The sequence below is a fragment of the Streptomyces sp. NPDC027672 genome (genome assembly GCF_055566335.1).
On the sequence record NZ_JBVHSO010000001.1, the window covers coordinates 153,896 to 171,209 of the forward strand.

The 17,314-nt window shown below is 71.3% G+C and carries 17 protein-coding genes; 4 read left to right on the plus strand and 13 right to left on the minus strand.

The window, feature by feature from the left end; all coding sequences use genetic code 11:
- Nucleotides 1-16: 16 nt before the first annotated feature.
- Nucleotides 17-1,042: an ATP-dependent 6-phosphofructokinase gene (locus ACZ4SV_RS00630; protein ID WP_365878932.1), complete on the minus strand. Its 1,026-nt coding sequence runs from the start codon at nt 1,040-1,042 to the stop codon at nt 17-19.
- 193 nt (nt 1,043-1,235) lie between these two features.
- Between ACZ4SV_RS00630 and pta the strand changes: the two genes are divergently transcribed.
- The 3 genes from pta to pyk all read left to right on the plus strand — a co-directional run bounded on the left by pta (nt 1,236) and on the right by pyk (nt 6,040).
- Nucleotides 1,236-3,326 (plus strand): phosphate acetyltransferase, encoded by a 2,091-nt coding sequence (pta, locus tag ACZ4SV_RS00635; protein ID WP_397943615.1) that lies wholly within the window; start codon nt 1,236-1,238, stop codon nt 3,324-3,326.
- Nucleotides 3,323-4,534 (plus strand): acetate kinase, encoded by a 1,212-nt coding sequence (locus ACZ4SV_RS00640; RefSeq protein WP_365878936.1) that lies wholly within the window; start codon nt 3,323-3,325, stop codon nt 4,532-4,534. Before pta ends, ACZ4SV_RS00640 begins: the two co-directional genes overlap by 4 nt.
- A gap of 84 nt (nt 4,535-4,618) precedes the next feature.
- The gene (pyk, locus tag ACZ4SV_RS00645) at nt 4,619-6,040 is read left to right on the plus strand and encodes a pyruvate kinase (RefSeq protein ID WP_365878938.1); all 1,422 of its coding nucleotides are present in this window, start codon (nt 4,619-4,621) and stop codon (nt 6,038-6,040) included.
- A 94-nt stretch (nt 6,041-6,134) separates the two neighbouring features.
- Here pyk and ACZ4SV_RS00650 read toward each other — a convergent pair whose 3' ends face one another.
- The 4 genes from ACZ4SV_RS00650 to ACZ4SV_RS00665 form a co-directional block, all read right to left on the minus strand.
- Nucleotides 6,135-7,592: a hypothetical protein gene (locus tag ACZ4SV_RS00650; protein WP_468000387.1), complete on the minus strand. Its 1,458-nt coding sequence runs from the start codon at nt 7,590-7,592 to the stop codon at nt 6,135-6,137.
- A 94-nt stretch (nt 7,593-7,686) separates the two neighbouring features.
- Nucleotides 7,687-8,274, minus strand: a complete 588-nt coding sequence (locus tag ACZ4SV_RS00655) for a DUF6114 domain-containing protein (RefSeq protein WP_365878942.1) — start codon at nt 8,272-8,274, stop codon at nt 7,687-7,689.
- A 117-nt stretch (nt 8,275-8,391) separates the two neighbouring features.
- Nucleotides 8,392-9,030, minus strand: a complete 639-nt coding sequence (locus ACZ4SV_RS00660) for a DUF6230 family protein (RefSeq protein WP_365878944.1) — start codon at nt 9,028-9,030, stop codon at nt 8,392-8,394.
- Nucleotides 9,031-9,654: 624 nt separating this feature from the next.
- Complete coding sequence (locus ACZ4SV_RS00665; RefSeq protein WP_365878946.1) at nt 9,655-10,629, minus strand: tetratricopeptide repeat protein; 975 nt, start codon at nt 10,627-10,629, stop codon at nt 9,655-9,657.
- A 210-nt stretch (nt 10,630-10,839) separates the two neighbouring features.
- Between ACZ4SV_RS00665 and ACZ4SV_RS00670 the strand changes: the two genes are divergently transcribed.
- Nucleotides 10,840-11,466: a TetR/AcrR family transcriptional regulator gene (locus ACZ4SV_RS00670; RefSeq protein ID WP_397943608.1), complete on the plus strand. Its 627-nt coding sequence runs from the start codon at nt 10,840-10,842 to the stop codon at nt 11,464-11,466.
- Between the two features lie 89 nt (nt 11,467-11,555).
- On the opposite strand, the gene ACZ4SV_RS00675 is transcribed toward ACZ4SV_RS00670, so the two are convergent.
- The 8 genes from ACZ4SV_RS00675 to ACZ4SV_RS00710 form a co-directional block, all read right to left on the minus strand.
- Nucleotides 11,556-13,256 carry an acyl-CoA mutase large subunit family protein gene (locus ACZ4SV_RS00675; protein ID WP_468000391.1) on the minus strand — a complete coding sequence of 567 codons (1,701 nt, stop codon included), beginning with the start codon at nt 13,254-13,256 and terminating at the stop codon, nt 11,556-11,558.
- A 75-nt stretch (nt 13,257-13,331) separates the two neighbouring features.
- Entirely contained in the window at nt 13,332-13,670 is a 339-nt protein-coding gene (locus ACZ4SV_RS00680; protein WP_468000393.1) for a DUF3817 domain-containing protein, read from the minus strand.
- 43 nt (nt 13,671-13,713) lie between these two features.
- A complete protein-coding gene (locus ACZ4SV_RS00685) occupies nt 13,714-14,223 on the minus strand; it encodes a MarR family winged helix-turn-helix transcriptional regulator (protein WP_365872156.1) in 510 nt (169 codons plus the stop codon).
- A 116-nt stretch (nt 14,224-14,339) separates the two neighbouring features.
- Entirely contained in the window at nt 14,340-14,987 is a 648-nt protein-coding gene (locus tag ACZ4SV_RS00690; RefSeq protein WP_468000395.1) for a TetR/AcrR family transcriptional regulator, read from the minus strand.
- Complete coding sequence (locus ACZ4SV_RS00695) at nt 14,984-15,664, minus strand: DUF4166 domain-containing protein (RefSeq protein ID WP_468000397.1); 681 nt, start codon at nt 15,662-15,664, stop codon at nt 14,984-14,986. Before ACZ4SV_RS00695 ends, ACZ4SV_RS00690 begins: the two co-directional genes overlap by 4 nt.
- On the minus strand, nt 15,661-16,413 hold the full coding sequence (locus ACZ4SV_RS00700) for a hypothetical protein (RefSeq protein WP_468000399.1): 753 nt from the start codon (nt 16,411-16,413) through the stop codon (nt 15,661-15,663). Before ACZ4SV_RS00700 ends, ACZ4SV_RS00695 begins: the two co-directional genes overlap by 4 nt.
- Before the next feature lie 146 nt (nt 16,414-16,559).
- Nucleotides 16,560-16,853 carry an MTH1187 family thiamine-binding protein gene (locus tag ACZ4SV_RS00705; RefSeq protein ID WP_365872148.1) on the minus strand — a complete coding sequence of 98 codons (294 nt, stop codon included), beginning with the start codon at nt 16,851-16,853 and terminating at the stop codon, nt 16,560-16,562.
- Nucleotides 16,850-17,194 (minus strand): DUF3817 domain-containing protein, encoded by a 345-nt coding sequence (locus ACZ4SV_RS00710; RefSeq protein ID WP_365872146.1) that lies wholly within the window; start codon nt 17,192-17,194, stop codon nt 16,850-16,852. The genes ACZ4SV_RS00705 and ACZ4SV_RS00710 overlap by 4 nt, the downstream gene beginning before the upstream one ends.
- Nucleotides 17,195-17,314 lie beyond the last annotated feature (120 nt).

The following is a 17,314-nucleotide window of genomic DNA, read 5'->3' on the forward strand; positions in this document are numbered from 1 at the left end:
CACGTAGGACACGGTCCTAGAAGACCGACTCGGCCTCGTCCATGCGGTCCTTCGGGACCGTCTTCAGTTCGGTGACCGCCTCCGCGAGCGGCACCATCACGATGTCGGTGCCGCGCAGCGCGGTCATCCGGCCGAACTCGCCGCGGTGCGCGGCCTCGACCGCGTGCCAGCCGAAGCGGGTGGCGAGGACGCGGTCGTAGGCGGTGGGGACGCCGCCGCGCTGGATGTGGCCCAGGATGACCGGCTTGGCCTCCTTGCCGAGGCGCCGCTCCAGCTCGTAGGCGAGGGCGGTGCCGATGCCCTGGAAGCGCTCGTGGCCGTACTGGTCGATCGCGCCCTTGCCGTAGTCCATGGTGCCCTCGGCGGGGTGGGCGCCCTCGGCGACGCAGACGACCGCGAACTTCTTGCCGCGGGCGAACCGCTCCTCGACCATCTTGACCAGGTCGGCCGGGTCGAAGGGCCGCTCGGGCAGGCAGATGCCGTGGGCGCCGGCGGCCATGCCGGACTCCAGGGCGATCCAGCCGGCGTGCCGGCCCATGACCTCCACGACCATCACGCGCTGGTGGGACTCGGCGGTGGTCTTCAGGCGGTCCATCGCCTCGGTGGCCACGCCGACGGCGGTGTCGAAGCCGAAGGTGCGGTCGGTGGAGGAGATGTCGTTGTCGATGGTCTTGGGGACGCCGACGACCGGCAGGCCCGCGTCGGAGAGCATGCGGGCCGCGGTGAGCGTGCCCTCGCCGCCGATCGGGATGAGCGCGTCGATGCCGAACTCCTCGACCATGTCCGCGGCGCCCTCGCAGGCCTCGCGCAACCGGTCGCGCTCCAGCCGGGAGGAGCCGAGAATGGTGCCGCCGCGGGCCAGGATGCCGCTGACCGCGTCCAGGTCGAGGGCGCGGTAGTGGCGGTCCAGCAGACCGCGGTAACCGTCCTCGAAACCGATGACCTCGTCGCCGTACTGTGCGACCGCCCGGTGCACGACCGACCGGATCACGGCGTTCAGGCCGGGGCAGTCGCCGCCTGCGGTGAGAACTCCGATACGCATCGTGCTGTGTCTCCTGCTCGCTGTCGTCTACCGGTGAGCCAGTGCCGATTCTTTCACGTCCGCCGGGCAGGTGAAGTCTTGACGGGCGCCTTATCCGTCGGCGGGGGTATTGTCAAGAGGGTTCGGCTCACCTGGGTGGGCGATTTTTATGCCGTAGAGGCGACAGACGCGACATGAGGAACGGAGTGGACACGTGACGCGCAGCGTGTACGTGACCGGCATCGACCGAGGTGACGGCCGCCAGGTCGTGGAGTTGGGGGTCATGGAACTCCTCACCCGGCAGGTCGACCGGGTGGGTGTGTTCCGTCCGCTCGTCCACGACGGCCCGGATCGCCTGTTCGAGCTGCTGCGGGCCCGGTACCGCCTCGCGCAGGAGCCGGCGACCGTCTACGGCATGGACTACCACGAGGCGTCCGCGCTCCAGGCCGAACAGGGCACCGACGAACTGGTCGCCGCCCTCGTCGACCGCTTCCACCGGGTGGCCCGCGACTACGACGTGGTCCTCGTCCTCGGCACCGACTTCGCCGACACCCAGCTACCGGACGAGCTGTCCCTGAACGCGCGGCTCGCCAACGAGTTCGGCGCCTCGGTGATCCCGGTGGTGGGCGGCCGCAAGCAGCCCGCCGAGTCCGTGCTCGCCGAGACCCGCAATGCCTACCGCGCCTACGCCGGGCTCGGCTGCGACGTGCTGGCCATGGTCACCAACCGGGTGGCCCGCGAGGACCGCGACGAGATCGCCGGGCGGCTGGCCGACCGGCTGCCGGTGCCCTGCTACGTGGTGCCGGACGAGCCCGCGCTCTCGGCGCCGACGGTCGCCCAGATCGCCCAGACCCTGAACGCCAGGGTGCTGCTCGGCGACGACTCCGGCCTCGCCCGGGACGCGCTGGACTTCGTCTTCGGCGGCGCCATGCTGCCCAACCTGCTCGCCGCCCTGACCCCGGGCTGCCTGGTGGTGACCCCGGGCGACCGCGCCGACCTGGTCGTCGGCTCGCTGGCCGCGCACAGCGCCGGCACCCCGCCGATAGCCGGGGTGCTGCTGACGCTGAACGAGGTGCCGCGCGACGAGATCCTGACCCTGGCCGCCCGGCTCGCCCCGGGCACCCCGGTGCTGTCCGTGTCCGGCAACAGCTTCCCCACCGCCGAGCAGCTGTTCTCCCTGGAGGGCAAGCTGAACGCGGCCACCCCGCGCAAGGCGGAGACCGCGCTCGGCCTGTTCGAGCGGTACGCCGACACCGCCGGCCTGGCCCGCCGGGTCTCCGCGCCCAGCAGCGACCGGATCACCCCGATGATGTTCGAGCACAAGCTGCTGGAGCGGGCCCGCTCCGACAAGCGGCGCGTCGTGCTCCCGGAGGGCACCGAGGAGCGGGTGCTGCACGCGGCCGAGGTGCTGCTGCGCCGGGGCGTGTGCGACCTGACGCTGCTCGGCCCGGTGGACCTGATCCGCAAGAAGGCCGCCGACCTCGGCATCGATCTCGGCGACAGCGTGCTGATCGACCCGGCCACCTCCGAGCTGCGGGACTCCTTCGCCGAGAAGTACGCCGCGCTGCGCGCCCACAAGGGCGTCACGGTCGAGCTGGCCCACGACGTCGTCTCCGACGTCAACTACTTCGGCACCCTGATGGTCCAGGAGGGCCTGGCCGACGGCATGGTGTCCGGCTCGGTGCACTCCACGGCCGCCACCATCCGGCCCGCCTTCGAGATCATCAAGACCCGGCCGGACGCCTCGATCGTCTCCTCCGTGTTCTTCATGTGCCTGGCCGACAAGGTGCTCGTCTACGGTGACTGCGCGGTCAACCCGGACCCGGACGCCGAGCAGCTCGCCGACATCGCCGTCCAGTCGGCGGCCACGGCCGCCCAGTTCGGCGTGGAGCCGCGGATCGCGATGCTGTCGTACTCCACCGGCACCTCCGGCTCGGGCGCCGACGTGGACAAGGTGCGCCAGGCCACCGAGCTGGTCCGCGCCCGCCGCCCGGACCTGAAGACCGAGGGCCCGATCCAGTACGACGCGGCCGTGGAGCCGTCCGTCGCCGCCACCAAGCTGCCGGACTCCGAGGTCGCCGGGCAGGCCAGCGTGCTGATCTTCCCCGACCTCAACACCGGCAACAACACCTACAAGGCCGTCCAGCGCTCGGCCGGCGCCATCGCCGTCGGCCCGGTCCTCCAGGGCCTGCGCAAGCCGGTCAACGACCTGTCCCGGGGCGCCCTCGTCCAGGACATCGTCACCACCGTCGCCATCACGGCGATCCAGGCCCAGCACCTCGACGAGAAGGCAACCCAGCAGTGACTTCCCCCACCCGTGTCCTCGTCCTCAACTCCGGTTCCTCGTCGCTGAAGTACCAGCTGCTGGACATGCGGGACGCCGGCCGTCTCGCGGTGGGCCTGGTCGAGCGCATCGGCGAGCAGACCTCCCGGCTCAAGCACACCTGCCTGACCGGCGGCGGCACCCGCGAGCACACCGGCCCGATCGCCGACCACGACGCCGCGCTGAAGGCGGTCGCGGGCGAACTGGCCCGGGACGGCCTCGGCCTGGACTCGCCCGAGCTGGCCGCGATCGGGCACCGGGTGGTGCACGGCGGGATGTTCTTCACCGAGCCCACCGTCATCGACGACGAGGTGCTCACCGAGATCGAGCGGCTGATCCCGGTCGCCCCGCTGCACAACCCGGCCAACCTCACCGGCATCCGGACCGCGCGGAACCTGCGCCCCGACCTGCCCCAGGTCGCCGTCTTCGACACCGCGTTCCACACGACGATGCCGGAGTCCGCGGCGCGCTACGCCCTGGACCCGAAGATCGCCGACCGGTACCGCATCCGCCGCTACGGCTTCCACGGCACCTCGCACGCCTACGTCTCGCGGGAGACGGCCCGGCTGCTGGGCAAGGACCCGTCCGAGGTCAACGTGATCGTGCTGCACCTGGGCAACGGCGCCTCCGCCTCGGCGGTGGCCGGCGGCCGGTGCGTGGACACCTCCATGGGGCTGACGCCTTTGGAGGGGCTGGTGATGGGTACGCGGTCCGGTGACCTTGACCCGGCGGTCATCTTCCATTTGGCGCGCGTCGGCGATATGTCCATGGACGAGATCGACACTCTTCTGAACAAGCGGAGCGGTCTGTTCGGGCTGTGCGGCGACAACGACATGCGGGAGATCCGCCGCCGGATCGACGAGGGCGACGAAGAGGCGGCGCTCGCCTTCGACATTTACATTCACCGGCTCAAGAAGTACATAGGCGCCTATTACGCGGTGCTCGGCACCGTGGACGCGGTGGCCTTCACCGCGGGGGTCGGGGAGAACGCGGCACCCGTGCGGGAAGCGGCCGTGGCGGGCCTGGCGGGCCTGGGCCTGGCGGTGGACCCGGAGCGCAACGCCGTACGCGCGGACGGGCCGCGGCTCATCTCGCCGGACTCCGCCCGGGTGGCGGTCGCCGTGGTGCCGACGGATGAAGAACTGGAGATCGCGACGCAGACCTACGCACTGGTCGGAAAGCACAACTGAATAGCACCTGAGCGGTGCGGCACTCATTTGTATCTTCCGCCAGACGGAATATTCCGTAGCGAAACAAACCGATAGGATCGCTCCATGCGCCGTTCGAAAATCGTCTGTACTCTCGGCCCCGCGGTCGACTCCCACGAGATGCTCGTCGCCATGATCGAGGCGGGCATGAACGTTGCCCGGTTCAACTTCAGCCATGGCTCCCACGCCGAGCACCAGGCGCGGTACGACCGCGTCCGCGCCGCCTCCAAGGAGACCGGCCGCCCCATCGGCGTCCTCGCCGACCTCCAGGGCCCGAAGATCCGTCTGGAGACCTTCGCCGAGGGTCCGGTCGAGCTGGAGCGCGGTGACGAGTTCGTCATCACGACCGAGGACGTGCCGGGCGACAAGCACATCTGCGGCACGACGTACAAGGGGCTCCCGGGCGACGTGTCGCGCGGCGACCAGGTCCTGATCAACGACGGCAACGTCGAGCTGAAGGTCGTGGACGTCGAGGGCCCGCGGGTGCGGACGATCGTCATCGAGGGCGGTGTCGTCTCCGACCACAAGGGCATCAACCTGCCCGGCGCGGCCGTCAACGTGCCCGCGCTGAGCGAGAAGGACATCGAGGACCTGCGCTTCGCCCTGCGGATGGGCTGCGACCTGGTCGCGCTGTCCTTCGTGCGGGACGCCAAGGACGTCCAGGACGTCCACCGCGTCATGGACGAGGAGGGCCGCCGCGTCCCCGTCATCGCCAAGGTGGAGAAGCCGCAGGCGGTGGAGAACATGGAGGACGTCGTCCTCGCGTTCGACGGCGTGATGGTCGCCCGCGGTGACCTCGCCGTCGAGTACCCGCTCGAGAAGGTCCCCATGGTGCAGAAGCGCCTGATCGAGCTGTGCCGGCGCAACGCCAAGCCGGTGATCGTCGCGACCCAGATGATGGAGTCGATGATCACCAACTCCCGCCCGACCCGCGCCGAGGCCTCCGACGTGGCCAACGCGATCCTGGACGGCGCCGACGCGGTCATGCTGTCCGCCGAGTCCAGCGTGGGCGCCTATCCGGTCGAGACGGTCAAGACCATGTCGAAGATCGTCACCGCCGCCGAGCAGGAGCTGCTCTCCAAGGGCCTCCAGCCGCTGGTGCCGGGCAAGAAGCCGCGCACGCAGGGCGGTTCGGTGGCCCGCGCGGCGGCCGAGATCGCCGACTTCCTCGGCGGCCGGGGCCTGATCGCCTTCACCCAGTCCGGCGACACCGCGCGCCGGCTCTCCCGCTACCGCGCGACCCAGCCGATCATCGCCTTCACCACGGACGAGGCCACCCGCAACCAGCTCACCCTGAGCTGGGGCGTCGAGTCGCACGTCGTACCGTTCGTGAACACCACGGACGAGATGGTCGAGCTGGTGGACCAGGAGATCGCCAAGCTGGGCCGCTTCGACGCGGGCGACACCGTCATCATCACCGCCGGCTCGCCTCCCGGCGTCGCCGGCACCACCAACCTGCTGCGCGTCCACCACCTGGGCGGCCAGTAGGTCTGACCGGACCGGGTACGGCACCGGGGGCGCCCCCTGCGACAGGGGGCGCCCCCGGTGTTCCCGCGGCTCCCGGACAGGTGTGTGCGACCGCTCAGTCGGTTGTGTACATGTGCATGCCGGGCACGTGCAGGTTGCCGCCGAACTGGGCCGCCTGGACCACCTTGACGTGGGTGAAGTAGATCAGCGGGATGTTCAGCGGGGGCGGGCTGTCGGGGCTGAACGTCACCGGGATCAGCCCGAACAGGTTGCCCGAGATGCTCTCGGTGTACATCACCGTGTCGCCGCCGGTGATGGTCGACGTGGAGCCCTTGGCGGCCTGGACGTGATAGGTCCTGGCCGCCTGCTTGTCCTGCACCGTCTGGTGCAGGTCCCCGATGTCGGTGCCGCCGGTGATGACGTACTTCAGCACCTTCTTGGTGGTGCCGTCGGCCTTGCGCACCTCGACGATGCCCTGGTAGTCGGCGCCCTTGAGGAGCAGGGAACTGGCGTTCAGGTACCAGGGGTCGTCCGCCACCAGCACCTTGTTGTCGACACCGCCCTCGGCGTCCGTGGCCACCGGGCAGTCCTCGGCGGAGGCGGACTCGCTCGCGGACGGGCTCGGCGTGGCCGACTCGGTGCCGTCCCCGGCCGTGCCCTCGTCCTTTTTGCCGGTGTCCTCGGGGGTGCCCTTCGCGGTGTCCCCGGAAGTGCCCTTGCCGGTGTCTGCGGAGGTGTCCTTCGCGGTGTCCTTGCCGGTCTTCTCGGCGGTGCCGGTGCCGGTGCCGCCGGCCGGCGTGTCCTCGGCGGACGTGCCCTTGCCCGACGTGTCCTTGGCGGAGGTGTCCTTGGGCGCGGTGTCCGCCGGCGTGGTGTCCGGGACGGACGGCGACTGGGACGCGGTCGGCGTCGGAGCCGGAGCCGTGGCGGGCGCCTGGGAGTCCTGGTGACCACCGGTCAGGATGTCGCCGAGCGTGTCGCCGAGGGTGTCGAGGACCCCGCCGCCGCCCTGGGGCCGCGGCTGCGCCGGCACGGTCGTGTCGGCACCGGAGCCGGAGGAACCCGAGCCGGACGAACCGGACCCGGAGGAGCCCGTACCGGAGGTCGCGGTGGGCTCGGGGGCCTTCTCGTCGCCGGAACCTGAATCCGGCGACGAGGCGCCTCCCGAGTCCCCGGCCGTGCCGCCGTCGGCGGTCGCCGAGGGCGAGGGCGTGTCCGTACCGTCCGGGGCGGAGGGCGACGGCGAGGCCGAGGTGTCCCCGGAACCCTGCTCCGTGTCCTTGGAGCCGTCCGCGGAGCCGTCGTCCCCGTCCTTGGACCCGTCCTGGGAACCGTCCTGGGAACCGTCCTTGGCGTCGTCCTTGGCGTCGTCCTCGGAACCGTCCTTGGAGTCGTCCAGCGCCTTGACGCAGTCCTTGTACTCGTCGGCCGTCAGGCTCTTGGCCGAGGAGGACGGAGTGGACGGAGCCGGGCCGCCGTTGTTGTCGGCCAGCGCGAAGCTGGACGTGAACCCCATGCCCATGAGCACGGCCGTGGGCATCGCCACGGAGGCTATGGCCTTCCCGGCGGGCATGTGGAACCTGGTGAACAGCGGCTTTCTGGGGGCCGCGTGGCGGGGCCCGGTTCTCGCGCGGGACACGTCCACATCGGTCCCGCGGGTCACCTCGTCAGCCGGCACTGTGCCTCCCGTTCGCCCCGTTGGCCGGGTTCGTTCCTGACAGGTCGCTCTCCCACGCCGGGTACGGCCCGGAGGGGGCCTGGCCGTGCACCGCCTCCCCGCCCTGGTGCGGCACCGGAGCGGCGCCGGGGGCACCGCCTTCGCCCGGGGCGGCACCGGCCGGCGGCTGCGGCTGCCGGGAGGCGCCCGGCGCCCAGGCCACGGCCATCGCCCCGCCGGTCAGCGAGCACAGGAAGCCGACGATGAAGCCGCCGACGTTGGAGAGCGGAATGGACACCAGTGCCAGCAGGATCGCCGCGACACCCGCGAAGACCCGGATGTGCTGCTGGAACCAGAGGATGATCCCGAGGACGATGAGCAGTCCACCGATGATCAGGGAACTCGAACCGCCGGGCGTCCCCATCGTCATGCTGAGGTGGCCCAGCTGCAGGTGTGCGTACGGGAAGTACAGGATGAGAAAGCCGCCGAGCGTGACGAACAGACCGGCCCAGAACGGACGCGAGCCCCGCCAGGCGCGGAACTGCAGCCTCCGGCGGGTGAACTGGCCGGGTACGGCGGCAGGAGTCTCGGCGCTCATGGAAAACAGCTCCCTGGTGCGGCGTTGCTGTGGTGGTGAGGTGTGCCGCGCACGAGGACGCGGCCGGAGTGTGGACGGGCGGAGGCGCCACCGGCCCCCCCGCCCGTCAGCGAGTGCCTAGTAGCACTCCTTGACACCCGTCGACAGCGACATCTTCAGGCCGCTCAGCTTGAAGGTGCCCGCCGTGGTCGCCCACGCGGTCTGCTTCACGCCGGTCAGCGTCGCCTTGTCGGCCTGCTGCGAGAAGCCCCACGGGTTCGCCTGCTCGCCCCCGCCCTTCATGCCCGGGCCCTTGGAGGCGTCGCGCGCGGCCACACCGATGTCGATGTTGCTGAACACCGCGTCGGCGTTGAGGTCCTCGACGTCGATGTAGATGTTCTCGGCCTGGACCTTGGGGTGGCCCTGGCCGCCGGCCCGCAGGATCAGGCTGACGTTGCCGAAGATCGGCACGTCGGGCGTGACCACGGACTGGCACAGGTTGGTGATCTCGGCGTGCTTGAACGCGGAGACGGCCACCGGGTGCGCCGTCTTCTTGCCGTCCAGCGTGTAACCGCTGTCGATGGCACCGTACTGCGAGAAGCCCGTACCGACGAGCTCGTCGGCGGACACCTTGAACGACTGACCCGACACGCTGAACGAGGCCGCGAGAGCGCCCTGCGCGAGTGCGACGCCTATACACGCCGTGGCGGCCACGCTGGGCACCATGACCACAGCGAACCGCTTCCATCTGGTCCCGCCACGCACCTGGGACTCCATATTTCCTCCTTCTCGGACGTACATCTCCTGGCCCGGATTCGCCCCCGGTCGGCGGCTCAGCCGGGCAGGGATGGGAGAAGTGCTACGTCCTCGGGAAGGAGAGCGCCCGTACTCGGAGGCGCGGAACGCGCCCGAATCACCGGCGATCACCCCCGAGCGACAACCACTGGTCGCGCCTGACACGCATCACGCACAACCTTGCTGGACAGGCTTCGCCGGGCCGGCGAAGACCCCCCTGCCCTAGAGCCGGCGCCACTGCCGCCGGCTCTGCCCGGTGGGGACCCAGAGTCTCCCGCGACCCGGCCGGCTGCCGGGGTACGGGAATGGACCGAGCGTCGCCGATCGTGGTGCATTCTCGGCCCGGACACAAGGGGGTTCGTTACTGGCTAGTAACGGCGGGATAACCGGAGGACGACCGACCGGTCTCGGAGTGCGACGCTCGGTGCCATCACAGGGCAGAGCAAAGCCGTTGATCCCCGGACGAATCCAGACAGATCAACGGCTTCGATTTACTCCGAGTAACACGGCCCGCGATTACCAAGATTTGGCAAAGTGCGGTCGCCGTGACGCCTCGTTGACGGATCTTTCACCCCGGCATCACGGGCCGTGGCGTTTAGCGACTGGTCAGAACAGGGCGCGCGCCAGCGCCCGGCGCGCACCCACCACGCGCGGGTCGTCCGGGCCCACGACCTCGAACAGCTCCAGCAGCCGGCGCCGTACGGCGTCCCGGTCGTCGCCCGCCGTGCGCTGCACGGTCTCGATCAGCCGGCCGAAGGCGTCCTCGACATGACCGCCCACCAGATCCAGGTCGGCGGCGGCGATCTGGGCGTCGGTGTCCGCGGGCCGCTCGGCGGCCTCCTTGCGCACCCGCTGCGGGTCCATGTCCTGCACCCGCTGGAGCAGCTCGGCCTGCGCGAGGCCCAGCTTGGCCTCCGGGTGGGCCGGGTCGTCGGCCAGCACGTTCCGGTAGGCCCGGACGGCACCGGCCAGGTCGCCCGCGTCCATCGCCTGCGCGGCGGCGTTCAGCGCCGCTTCGTACGGGCCCTCCGCCGGCGCGGCGGAGGGCACCGCACCGCCCGGCTCGGCGTCCGGGTCGACGGTCAGGCCGGTCAGCCCGAAGCGCTGCTCGGCGACCGTCACGAGCTGGTCCAGGGTCTGCCGGATCTGCTCCTCGCCGGCCGCGCCCTGGAACAGCGGCAGGGCCTGGCCCGCGACGACGGCGAACACGGCCGGGATGCCCTGGATCCCGAACTGCTGCATCAGCATCTGGTTGGCGTCGACGTCGATCTTGGCGAGCAGGAAGCGCCCGTTGTACTCGACGGCCAGCCGCTCCAGGACCGGGCTCAGCTGCTTGCAGGGCTGACACCACTCGGCCCAGAAGTCGATGACGACGGGGACTTCGGCGGAACGCTGCAGGACGTCCTGCTCGAATCCCGCCTCATCGACGTCGATGACGAGATCGGCCGGGGAGACGGCACCGGTGCCGCCCTGCCGGGCCGCTTCGGCGCGCGCCTGCTCGGCCTTGGCCTTGGCCTCCTGGGCCGCCTTCACCGCGGCGAGGTCGACGACACCGCTCATGGACATGTTCCGTGGCTGCATGCGTCTATCCTCCCCTGATCCGGCGCCCGAAGTGAAAAAAACGATGTACGGCGCCGGGTCCCCACCCCACGCCTGGCAGTCGTCGCCCGTGCACGTCCCGCACGCGCTTTCGCTACGAGTCGTAGCGTAATGCCAGGAGGGGGCCGCGCGACACCACGCGCCGGTGATCTCCCTCACGGCGTCACAGGACCCGCCGGTTATGGTCGGAGGATGCAGAGCCGCACCCCCGCCAGCCGTACCGGACGTCCGCGCAGCGCCGCCGCGGACACCGCGATCCTGGCCGCGACCCGGGAGGCTCTCGTCGAACTCGGCTGGTCCAAGCTCACCCTGGGAGACGTCGCCACCCGGGCCGGGGTTGCGAAGACCACGCTCTACCGCCGCTGGGCCGGCAAGTACGAACTCGTCGTGGACGCCGTCGCGGAACTCTTCGACGAGCTGGAACTCCCCGACCGCGGCAGCCTCGCCGCCGACATCGAGGGCGTCGTGCTCCAGTTCGCGGCCATTCTCGCCCGCCCGGAGGCCAGGAGCGGACTGATGGCCGTGGTCGCCGAGTCCACCCGCGACGAGGCGCTGCGCGAGCGCATCCGCGCCTCCATCGTGGACCGGCAGATGCGCCTGGTCCTGCTGGGCCGGTCCCGGGCGCAGCGGCGCGGCGAACTCCCGGCGGAACCCGATCCGCGGGAGGCCGCCCGCACGGTGGACCTGATCTTCGACATGGTCGCGGGCGCGGTGGTCCACCGCACCCTGGTCAGCGGCAAGCCGGCGGACGAGGAGTGGGTCCGCGACTTCACCCGGGTCCTGGTGCTGGGCCTGGCGGGGGCGGCCGGCAACCCCTAAGGGCCTCGCGTCCGGATCATGCCGCTCGCGAGCCCCGGCTCCGCGCCGTCCCGGGGACCTGCCCCTGGAACGGCGCGGTGCCGGACGGGTCAGAAGCCGGGCGGCTCGGTGTAGACCCCCCACTCGTCCCGCAGGACGCCGCAGATCTCGCCCAGGGTGGCCTCGGCGCGTACGGCGTCCAGCATCGGCTCGATCATGTTGGCCCCGGAGCGGGCCGCGGCCAGCATCCCGTCGAGGGCGGAGCGCACGGCCCGCTCGTCGCGGGCGGCCTTGCGTCCGGCGAGGGCGCGGACCTGTTCGCGCTCGACCTCGTGGCTGACCCGCAGGATCTCCAGGTCGCCGGTCACCGACCCGGTGTGGACGTTGACGCCCACCACCCTCTTGTCGCCCTTCTCCAGCGACTGCTGGTAGCGGAAGGCGGACTCGGCGATCTCGCCGGTGAACCAGCCGTCCTCTATCCCGCGCAGGATGCCGGAGGTGATGGGCCCGATCGGGTGACGCCCGTCCGGGTGGGCCCGCAGCCCCCGCTCCCTGATCCGCTCGAAGATCTTCTCCGCGTCGGCCTCGATCCGGTCGGTGAGCTGCTCGACGTACCAGGAACCGCCCAGCGGGTCGGCCACGTTGGCGACCCCGGTCTCCTCCATCAGCACCTGCTGGGTGCGCAGCGCGATCTCCGCGGCCTGCTCGCTGGGCAGCGCGAGGGTCTCGTCCAGGGCGTTGGTGTGCAGCGAGTTGGTCCCGCCGAGCACGGCGGCCAGTGCCTCCACGGCCGTACGCACCACGTTGTTGTAGGGCTGCTGCGCGGTCAGCGACACCCCGGCGGTCTGGGTGTGGAAGCGCAGCCACTGCGCCTTCTCGCTCCGCGCGCCGTAGACGTCGCGCATCCAGCGGGCCCAGATGCGCCGGGCCGCCCGGAACTTGGCGATCTCCTCGAAGAAGTCCACGTGCGCGTCGAAGAAGAAGGACAGGCCGGGGGCGAAGACGTCCACGTCCATTCCGCGGCTGAGGCCCAGCTCGACGTACCCGAACCCGTCGGCCAGCGTGTAGGCCAGCTCCTGCGCGGCCGTGGCCCCGGCCTCCCGGATGTGGTACCCGGAGACCGACAGCGGCTTGTACGCCGGGATGCCCGCCGCACAGTGCTCCATCAGGTCGCCGATCAGCCGCAGGTGGGGCTCGGGCTGGAAGAGCCATTCCTTCTGGGCGATGTACTCCTTGAAGATGTCGGTCTGGAGCGTGCCGTTGAGCACCCCCGGATCGACGCCCTGGCGCTCGGCGGCGACCAGGTACATGCAGAACACGGGCACGGCCGGCCCGCTGATGGTCATGGAGGTCGTCACCTCCCCCAGCGGGATGTCCTTGAACAGCACCTCCATGTCGGCGGCCGAGTCGATGGCGACCCCGCAGTGCCCGACCTCGCCGAGCGCGCGCGGGTCGTCGGAGTCGCGCCCCATCAGCGTCGGCATGTCGAAGGCGACGGACAGACCCCCGCCGCCGGCGGCGAGGATCATCTTGTACCGCTCGTTGGTCTGCTCGGCGTTGCCGAAACCGGCGAACTGGCGGATCGTCCAGGTCCGCCCGCGGTAGCCGGTCGGATGGAGCCCGCGCGTGAAGGGATACTCCCCGGGCCAGCCGATCCGCTCGAATCCCTCGTACGTGTCACCAGGTCGTGGCCCGTAGACCGGCTCCACGGGGTCACCGGAGAGCGTCGTGAAGTCCGCGTCGCGCTTGCGCGCGGCGTCGTAGCGGGCCTGCCAGCGACGGCGGCCCTCCTCGATGGCATGAGCGTCCATACCCCCGAATTTACTTGGACGTCCTAGTAAATGTCGATGGCAGACCGCCGCACGGCATCCGTACGGCGGGTGTCGCTACGCCTTGGCGACGGCCGGCGCCTGGCCGGCGGTCCGCTGCTCCAGCTCGCGGCTGATGCGCCGCTCGACGAAGAACGCGGCGGTCGGGATGGTGCCCGCGAGCAGCACCCACAGCTGCTTGCCGACCGGCCACTTCGCCTTGGAGCCCAGGTCGAAGGCGAAGACCAGGTAGACGACGTACAGCCAGCCGTGGGCGATGGCGACCACCCGCGTGAAGTCGGCGGCACCGCTCATGTCCAGCCCGTACTTCGCGATCATGCCCAGGCAGAGGACCACCAGCAGCACACCGGTGGTGTAGGCCAGGACGCGGTAGCGGGTCAGCACGCTCTTTTTCATGGAGTCGAGCGTAACGACCCTTTCCGGGAGATCTTGCCCCGGGTCACTCGTCCTCGAAGTCGTGTGCCGCGATCCGCAGCGGGCGGAACATCGCGAAGATCTCCCGGCACTCCTCCGCGTCGTACGCCCCGAGCCCGAAGTCCATGGCCATCAGATCGCGGGTGGCCGCGTCGACCACCTCGCGGCCCTTGTCGGTGATGACGGCGAGCGTGCCGCGGCCGTCGTTGGGGTTCGGGCGCTTGGCCACCAGCCCGGACCTGACCAGGCGGTCCACGGTGTTCGTCACCGACGTCGGGTGCACCATCAGCCGCTCCCCGATCTTGGACATCGGCAGCTCACCGGCCTTGGAGAAGGTGAGCAGCACCAGCGCCTCGTAGCGGGCGAAGGTCAGTCCGTACGGCTTGACCACCGCGTCGACCTCCGCGAGGAGGATCTGCTGGGCGCGCATGATGGAGGTGATCGCGGCCATGGACGGCACGCTTCCCCAGCGCTGCTTCCAGAGCTCGTCGGCGCGGGCGATGGGGTCGAACGGAAGGCTGAGTGGCTTCGGCACGTCTTCAGACCCTACCGGCCGGTCATATGCCGGTCAGCTCCGTCTCGGCCCTCGGTCACCGGACGCTTCGGCACGGAAGGCCGTAACCCGGACGAATGGACGCCCGTACGCACGTCCTACCTCCTGCTCCGGCGTAGCTGGTGCCGTACGGCCCGCTGGGCGACCGGGCCCAGGGTCTCGACCGCGGCGACCAGCGCGCCCAGGTCCTCCAGGGCCTTAAGCGCCGCGTCCGCCCCGGCCTCGTCCACCCCCTCGTACAGCTCGATGCCCACGAAGGCCGCCGCCACGGCCCGCGCCAGCCCCGCCGGATCGGTGAACTCCGCGAACGGGGTCGCCGCCAGCACCCGCCCGAGCACCTGCTCGATCTCGGTGATCCACAGGTCGAGCCCGGCGGCGGTGGCCGGGCCCAGGCCCGGGTGGGTCGGGGCGCCGGCCAGCAACTGGCCGAGCAGGGCCACCTGGCCGCCGGCCCGCTCCCGCTCGTGGATCTCCCGGCCGACGGCGAGCAGCTCGGACAGGGAGCCGACCGCGGCGAGCCGGTCCCGGTACCGGGCCACCGCCTGCTCCGCCCCGTACCGGCAGGCCGCGGCGAGCAGGTCGTCCACCGATCCGAAGTGGTAGAAGACCAGCGCCTGGTTGACGCCGGCCGCCGCCGCCACCGTCCGGGCCGAGGTCCCGGCGATGCCCTGCTCGGTCAGCGTCCGCAGCGCGCCCTCCAGCAGCCTGGTCTTCGTCTCCCGCGCCTTGGCGGTCTCGGGGCTCACGCGCGCGCCTCCTCCCGCACCGGGCGCAGTCCCGGCCGCACACCGCGGGTGCGGACGTCGGCGTACGACACGGTGAAGGAGCCCTCGTAGCCGAAGAGCGGCCCGACGTAGCGGTTCACCACGCGCACCCGGACCCGGAAGCGGCCGGCCGTCTCGTCGTAGGACTCGCGCACCTCGGCGGTGGCGCCGACCAGCTCGGGGACGCGGACGTCCACCGGGCCCTCCCGGAACCGGTGCGTCCCGGAGCGGATGAGCAGGGAGCCGTCGGGCCCGGCGCCCAGGTGCAGGTCGCTGGCGAGGTGCTGGTGGGTGCCGAGGTAGTCGAGGACGCGGTCGCCCCGGGGTCCGAGCACCATCTGCGCGTCGAAGCGGCGGGCGCGGCCGGGCAGGAGGAAGGTGCGCACGAAGCTCACCGTCTCACGGCCGAAGCGGTCGGTGTACGGCACGTTCTCGATGACGAAGGGAACGTTCCGCCCGGCCCGCGGGACGAGGATGTGGCGGGTGGCGCCGAGGGCGAGGAACGGCTTCACGAACGCCGGTCCGTGCCAGATCCGGTCCATCACGCCCCGGCCGGTGCACGCCTCGCCGCTCGCCAGGCCCACCGAGAAGCGGCGGCGCAGCGCCGGGTGGAGGCGGTGGAAGGCGGGGCCCATCGCGGTCTGGAAGATCGAGGTCATCCGTGCTTCTCCAGGGTGCTCGGCAGGCGCGGGGCCCGGGTGCGGGTGGCGGGGGCGCGCAGGCAGCGGCGGGCGGCCGGGGTGGTGGCGAGCGGCGCCTTGAACAGGGCGAGGAAGACGGCGACCAGGAGCAGCGGCGGGCTCAGGTAGGCGAGGGCGTCGGCGAAGGGGCCGGGCGGGCCGGACAGCGAGCCGTGGCCGAGCGCGGTCAGACAGAGGGCGAGGACGAGCGCGCGGACGGCGAGTTCGGCGAGCCAGTGGCAGCGGGCGCGCTCCGGGGTGATGCCGCGTTCCAGCCAGAGCCGCAGCCGGTCGAAGGACCAGGCGGTCGCCCAGCCCATGAGCGGGCGCAGCAGCAGGCGGTCGGCGAGGGTGCCGAGGGGGCCCCAGCGCGGGCGGTAGTCGTAGCCGGTGAGGAAGCGGACGCCCTGGGTGTCGGGGACGTAGCGCCAGTAGCCGCTGCCCTCGGCGATCAGAGAGAGCGGGTGCGGGGAGGCGAAGCGCAGGGCGGAGGTGCGGGTGCCGTCCGCGCGCTCCTTCTCGCCGGCGGTGACGCCGGTGCCGGAGACCGTGAGGAACGGCAGCACACGGGTGGCGTACCGGAAGCGCTGGGGCTCGCCGCCGGCGCGCGGGAGGTAATGGATCTCCGTGAAGCGCAGGTCCCAGCGCTGGTGCCGGGCGGGGTCCTGGGTGCGCGCCCACAGCTCGTCGAGGTCGGCGCGGATGTGCGCCTCTACGTAGAGCCCCATGTATGTCTCCCCCGCCCGAGCAGCGCGTTTGAGCGACTGCTCAATTCGTCTGGCGCCGAACGTACACCTTTTGAGCGATCGCTCAAAGAGCGGGGACGGAAAAACCCCGGTCCAGAGGACCGGGGTTCGGCTCCGGCGAGCGGGGCCTACTGGGCGAGGTGGCGCTCGACGGTCTCCACCTTGGAGGTGAGTCCGTCGGTGACGCCGGGCCGGATGTCCGCCTTGAGGACGAGCGACACCCGCGGGGCGCGCCGCTCCACGGCGGCCACGGCACGCTTCACGACGTCCATGACCTCGTCCCACTCGCCCTCGATGGAGGTGAACATGGCATCGGTGCGGTGGGGCAGGCCCGACGCGCGGACCACGCGCACGGCGTCGGCGACGTACTCCCCCACGTCCTCGCCGACGCCGAGAGGCGTCACGGAGAAGGCGACGATCATGCGTTCACGGTTCCTTCCTGACGGGCCCGGGCGGCGATGACGGCGTCCTCGGCCTCCCGGCGCAGCTTGCGCTCGGCGAAGAAGCCGCCGGTGGGCAGCACCGAGAGCACGAAGTAGAGGGCCGCCGTGCCGAGCGGCCACTTGGCGCGGTTCCAGGCGTCCGCCCAGAAGATCACGTACAGGACGAAGAGGACGCCGTGGACCGCGCCCATCACGGGGACCGCGTTGAAGTCCGTGGTCCGCTTCAGCACCGAGCAGAGCAGGAGGATCAGGAAGGACACGGCCTCCGGGGCCGAGACCAGGCGGAGGCGGCGGAGGGCGGTGGCGGTCTTGATGTCCACGGGTCACCTTCGGTGGGAGGGTCGACGACGGTCTGCCGGTTACGGGCTGCCGGGGTACTGCCGCTGGTGCGTTGCCGGGCCCCGTGCGGTGTGGTGCCCGGCGGTGGTGCGGGGCCGGCG

Bases quoted from the DNA above. Each gene is read 5' to 3' on its own strand.
- ACZ4SV_RS00630 (WP_365878932.1), bottom strand. From the start codon at position 1,042: ATGCGTATCGGAGTTCTCACCGCAGGCGGCGACTGCCCCGGCCTGAAC.
- pyk (WP_365878938.1), top strand. From the start codon at position 4,619: ATGCGCCGTTCGAAAATCGTCTGTACTCTCGGCCCCGCGGTCGACTCC.
- ACZ4SV_RS00650 (WP_468000387.1), bottom strand. From the start codon at position 7,592: ATGCCCGCCGGGAAGGCCATAGCCTCCGTGGCGATGCCCACGGCCGTG.
- ACZ4SV_RS00655 (WP_365878942.1), bottom strand. From the start codon at position 8,274: ATGAGCGCCGAGACTCCTGCCGCCGTACCCGGCCAGTTCACCCGCCGG.
- ACZ4SV_RS00660 (WP_365878944.1), bottom strand. From the start codon at position 9,030: ATGGAGTCCCAGGTGCGTGGCGGGACCAGATGGAAGCGGTTCGCTGTG.
- ACZ4SV_RS00665 (WP_365878946.1), bottom strand. From the start codon at position 10,629: ATGCAGCCACGGAACATGTCCATGAGCGGTGTCGTCGACCTCGCCGCG.
- ACZ4SV_RS00670 (WP_397943608.1), top strand. From the start codon at position 10,840: ATGCAGAGCCGCACCCCCGCCAGCCGTACCGGACGTCCGCGCAGCGCC.
- ACZ4SV_RS00675 (WP_468000391.1), bottom strand. From the start codon at position 13,256: ATGGACGCTCATGCCATCGAGGAGGGCCGCCGTCGCTGGCAGGCCCGC.
- ACZ4SV_RS00680 (WP_468000393.1), bottom strand. From the start codon at position 13,670: ATGAAAAAGAGCGTGCTGACCCGCTACCGCGTCCTGGCCTACACCACC.
- ACZ4SV_RS00695 (WP_468000397.1), bottom strand. From the start codon at position 15,664: ATGACCTCGATCTTCCAGACCGCGATGGGCCCCGCCTTCCACCGCCTC.
- ACZ4SV_RS00700 (WP_468000399.1), bottom strand. From the start codon at position 16,413: ATGGGGCTCTACGTAGAGGCGCACATCCGCGCCGACCTCGACGAGCTG.
- ACZ4SV_RS00705 (WP_365872148.1), bottom strand. From the start codon at position 16,853: ATGATCGTCGCCTTCTCCGTGACGCCTCTCGGCGTCGGCGAGGACGTG.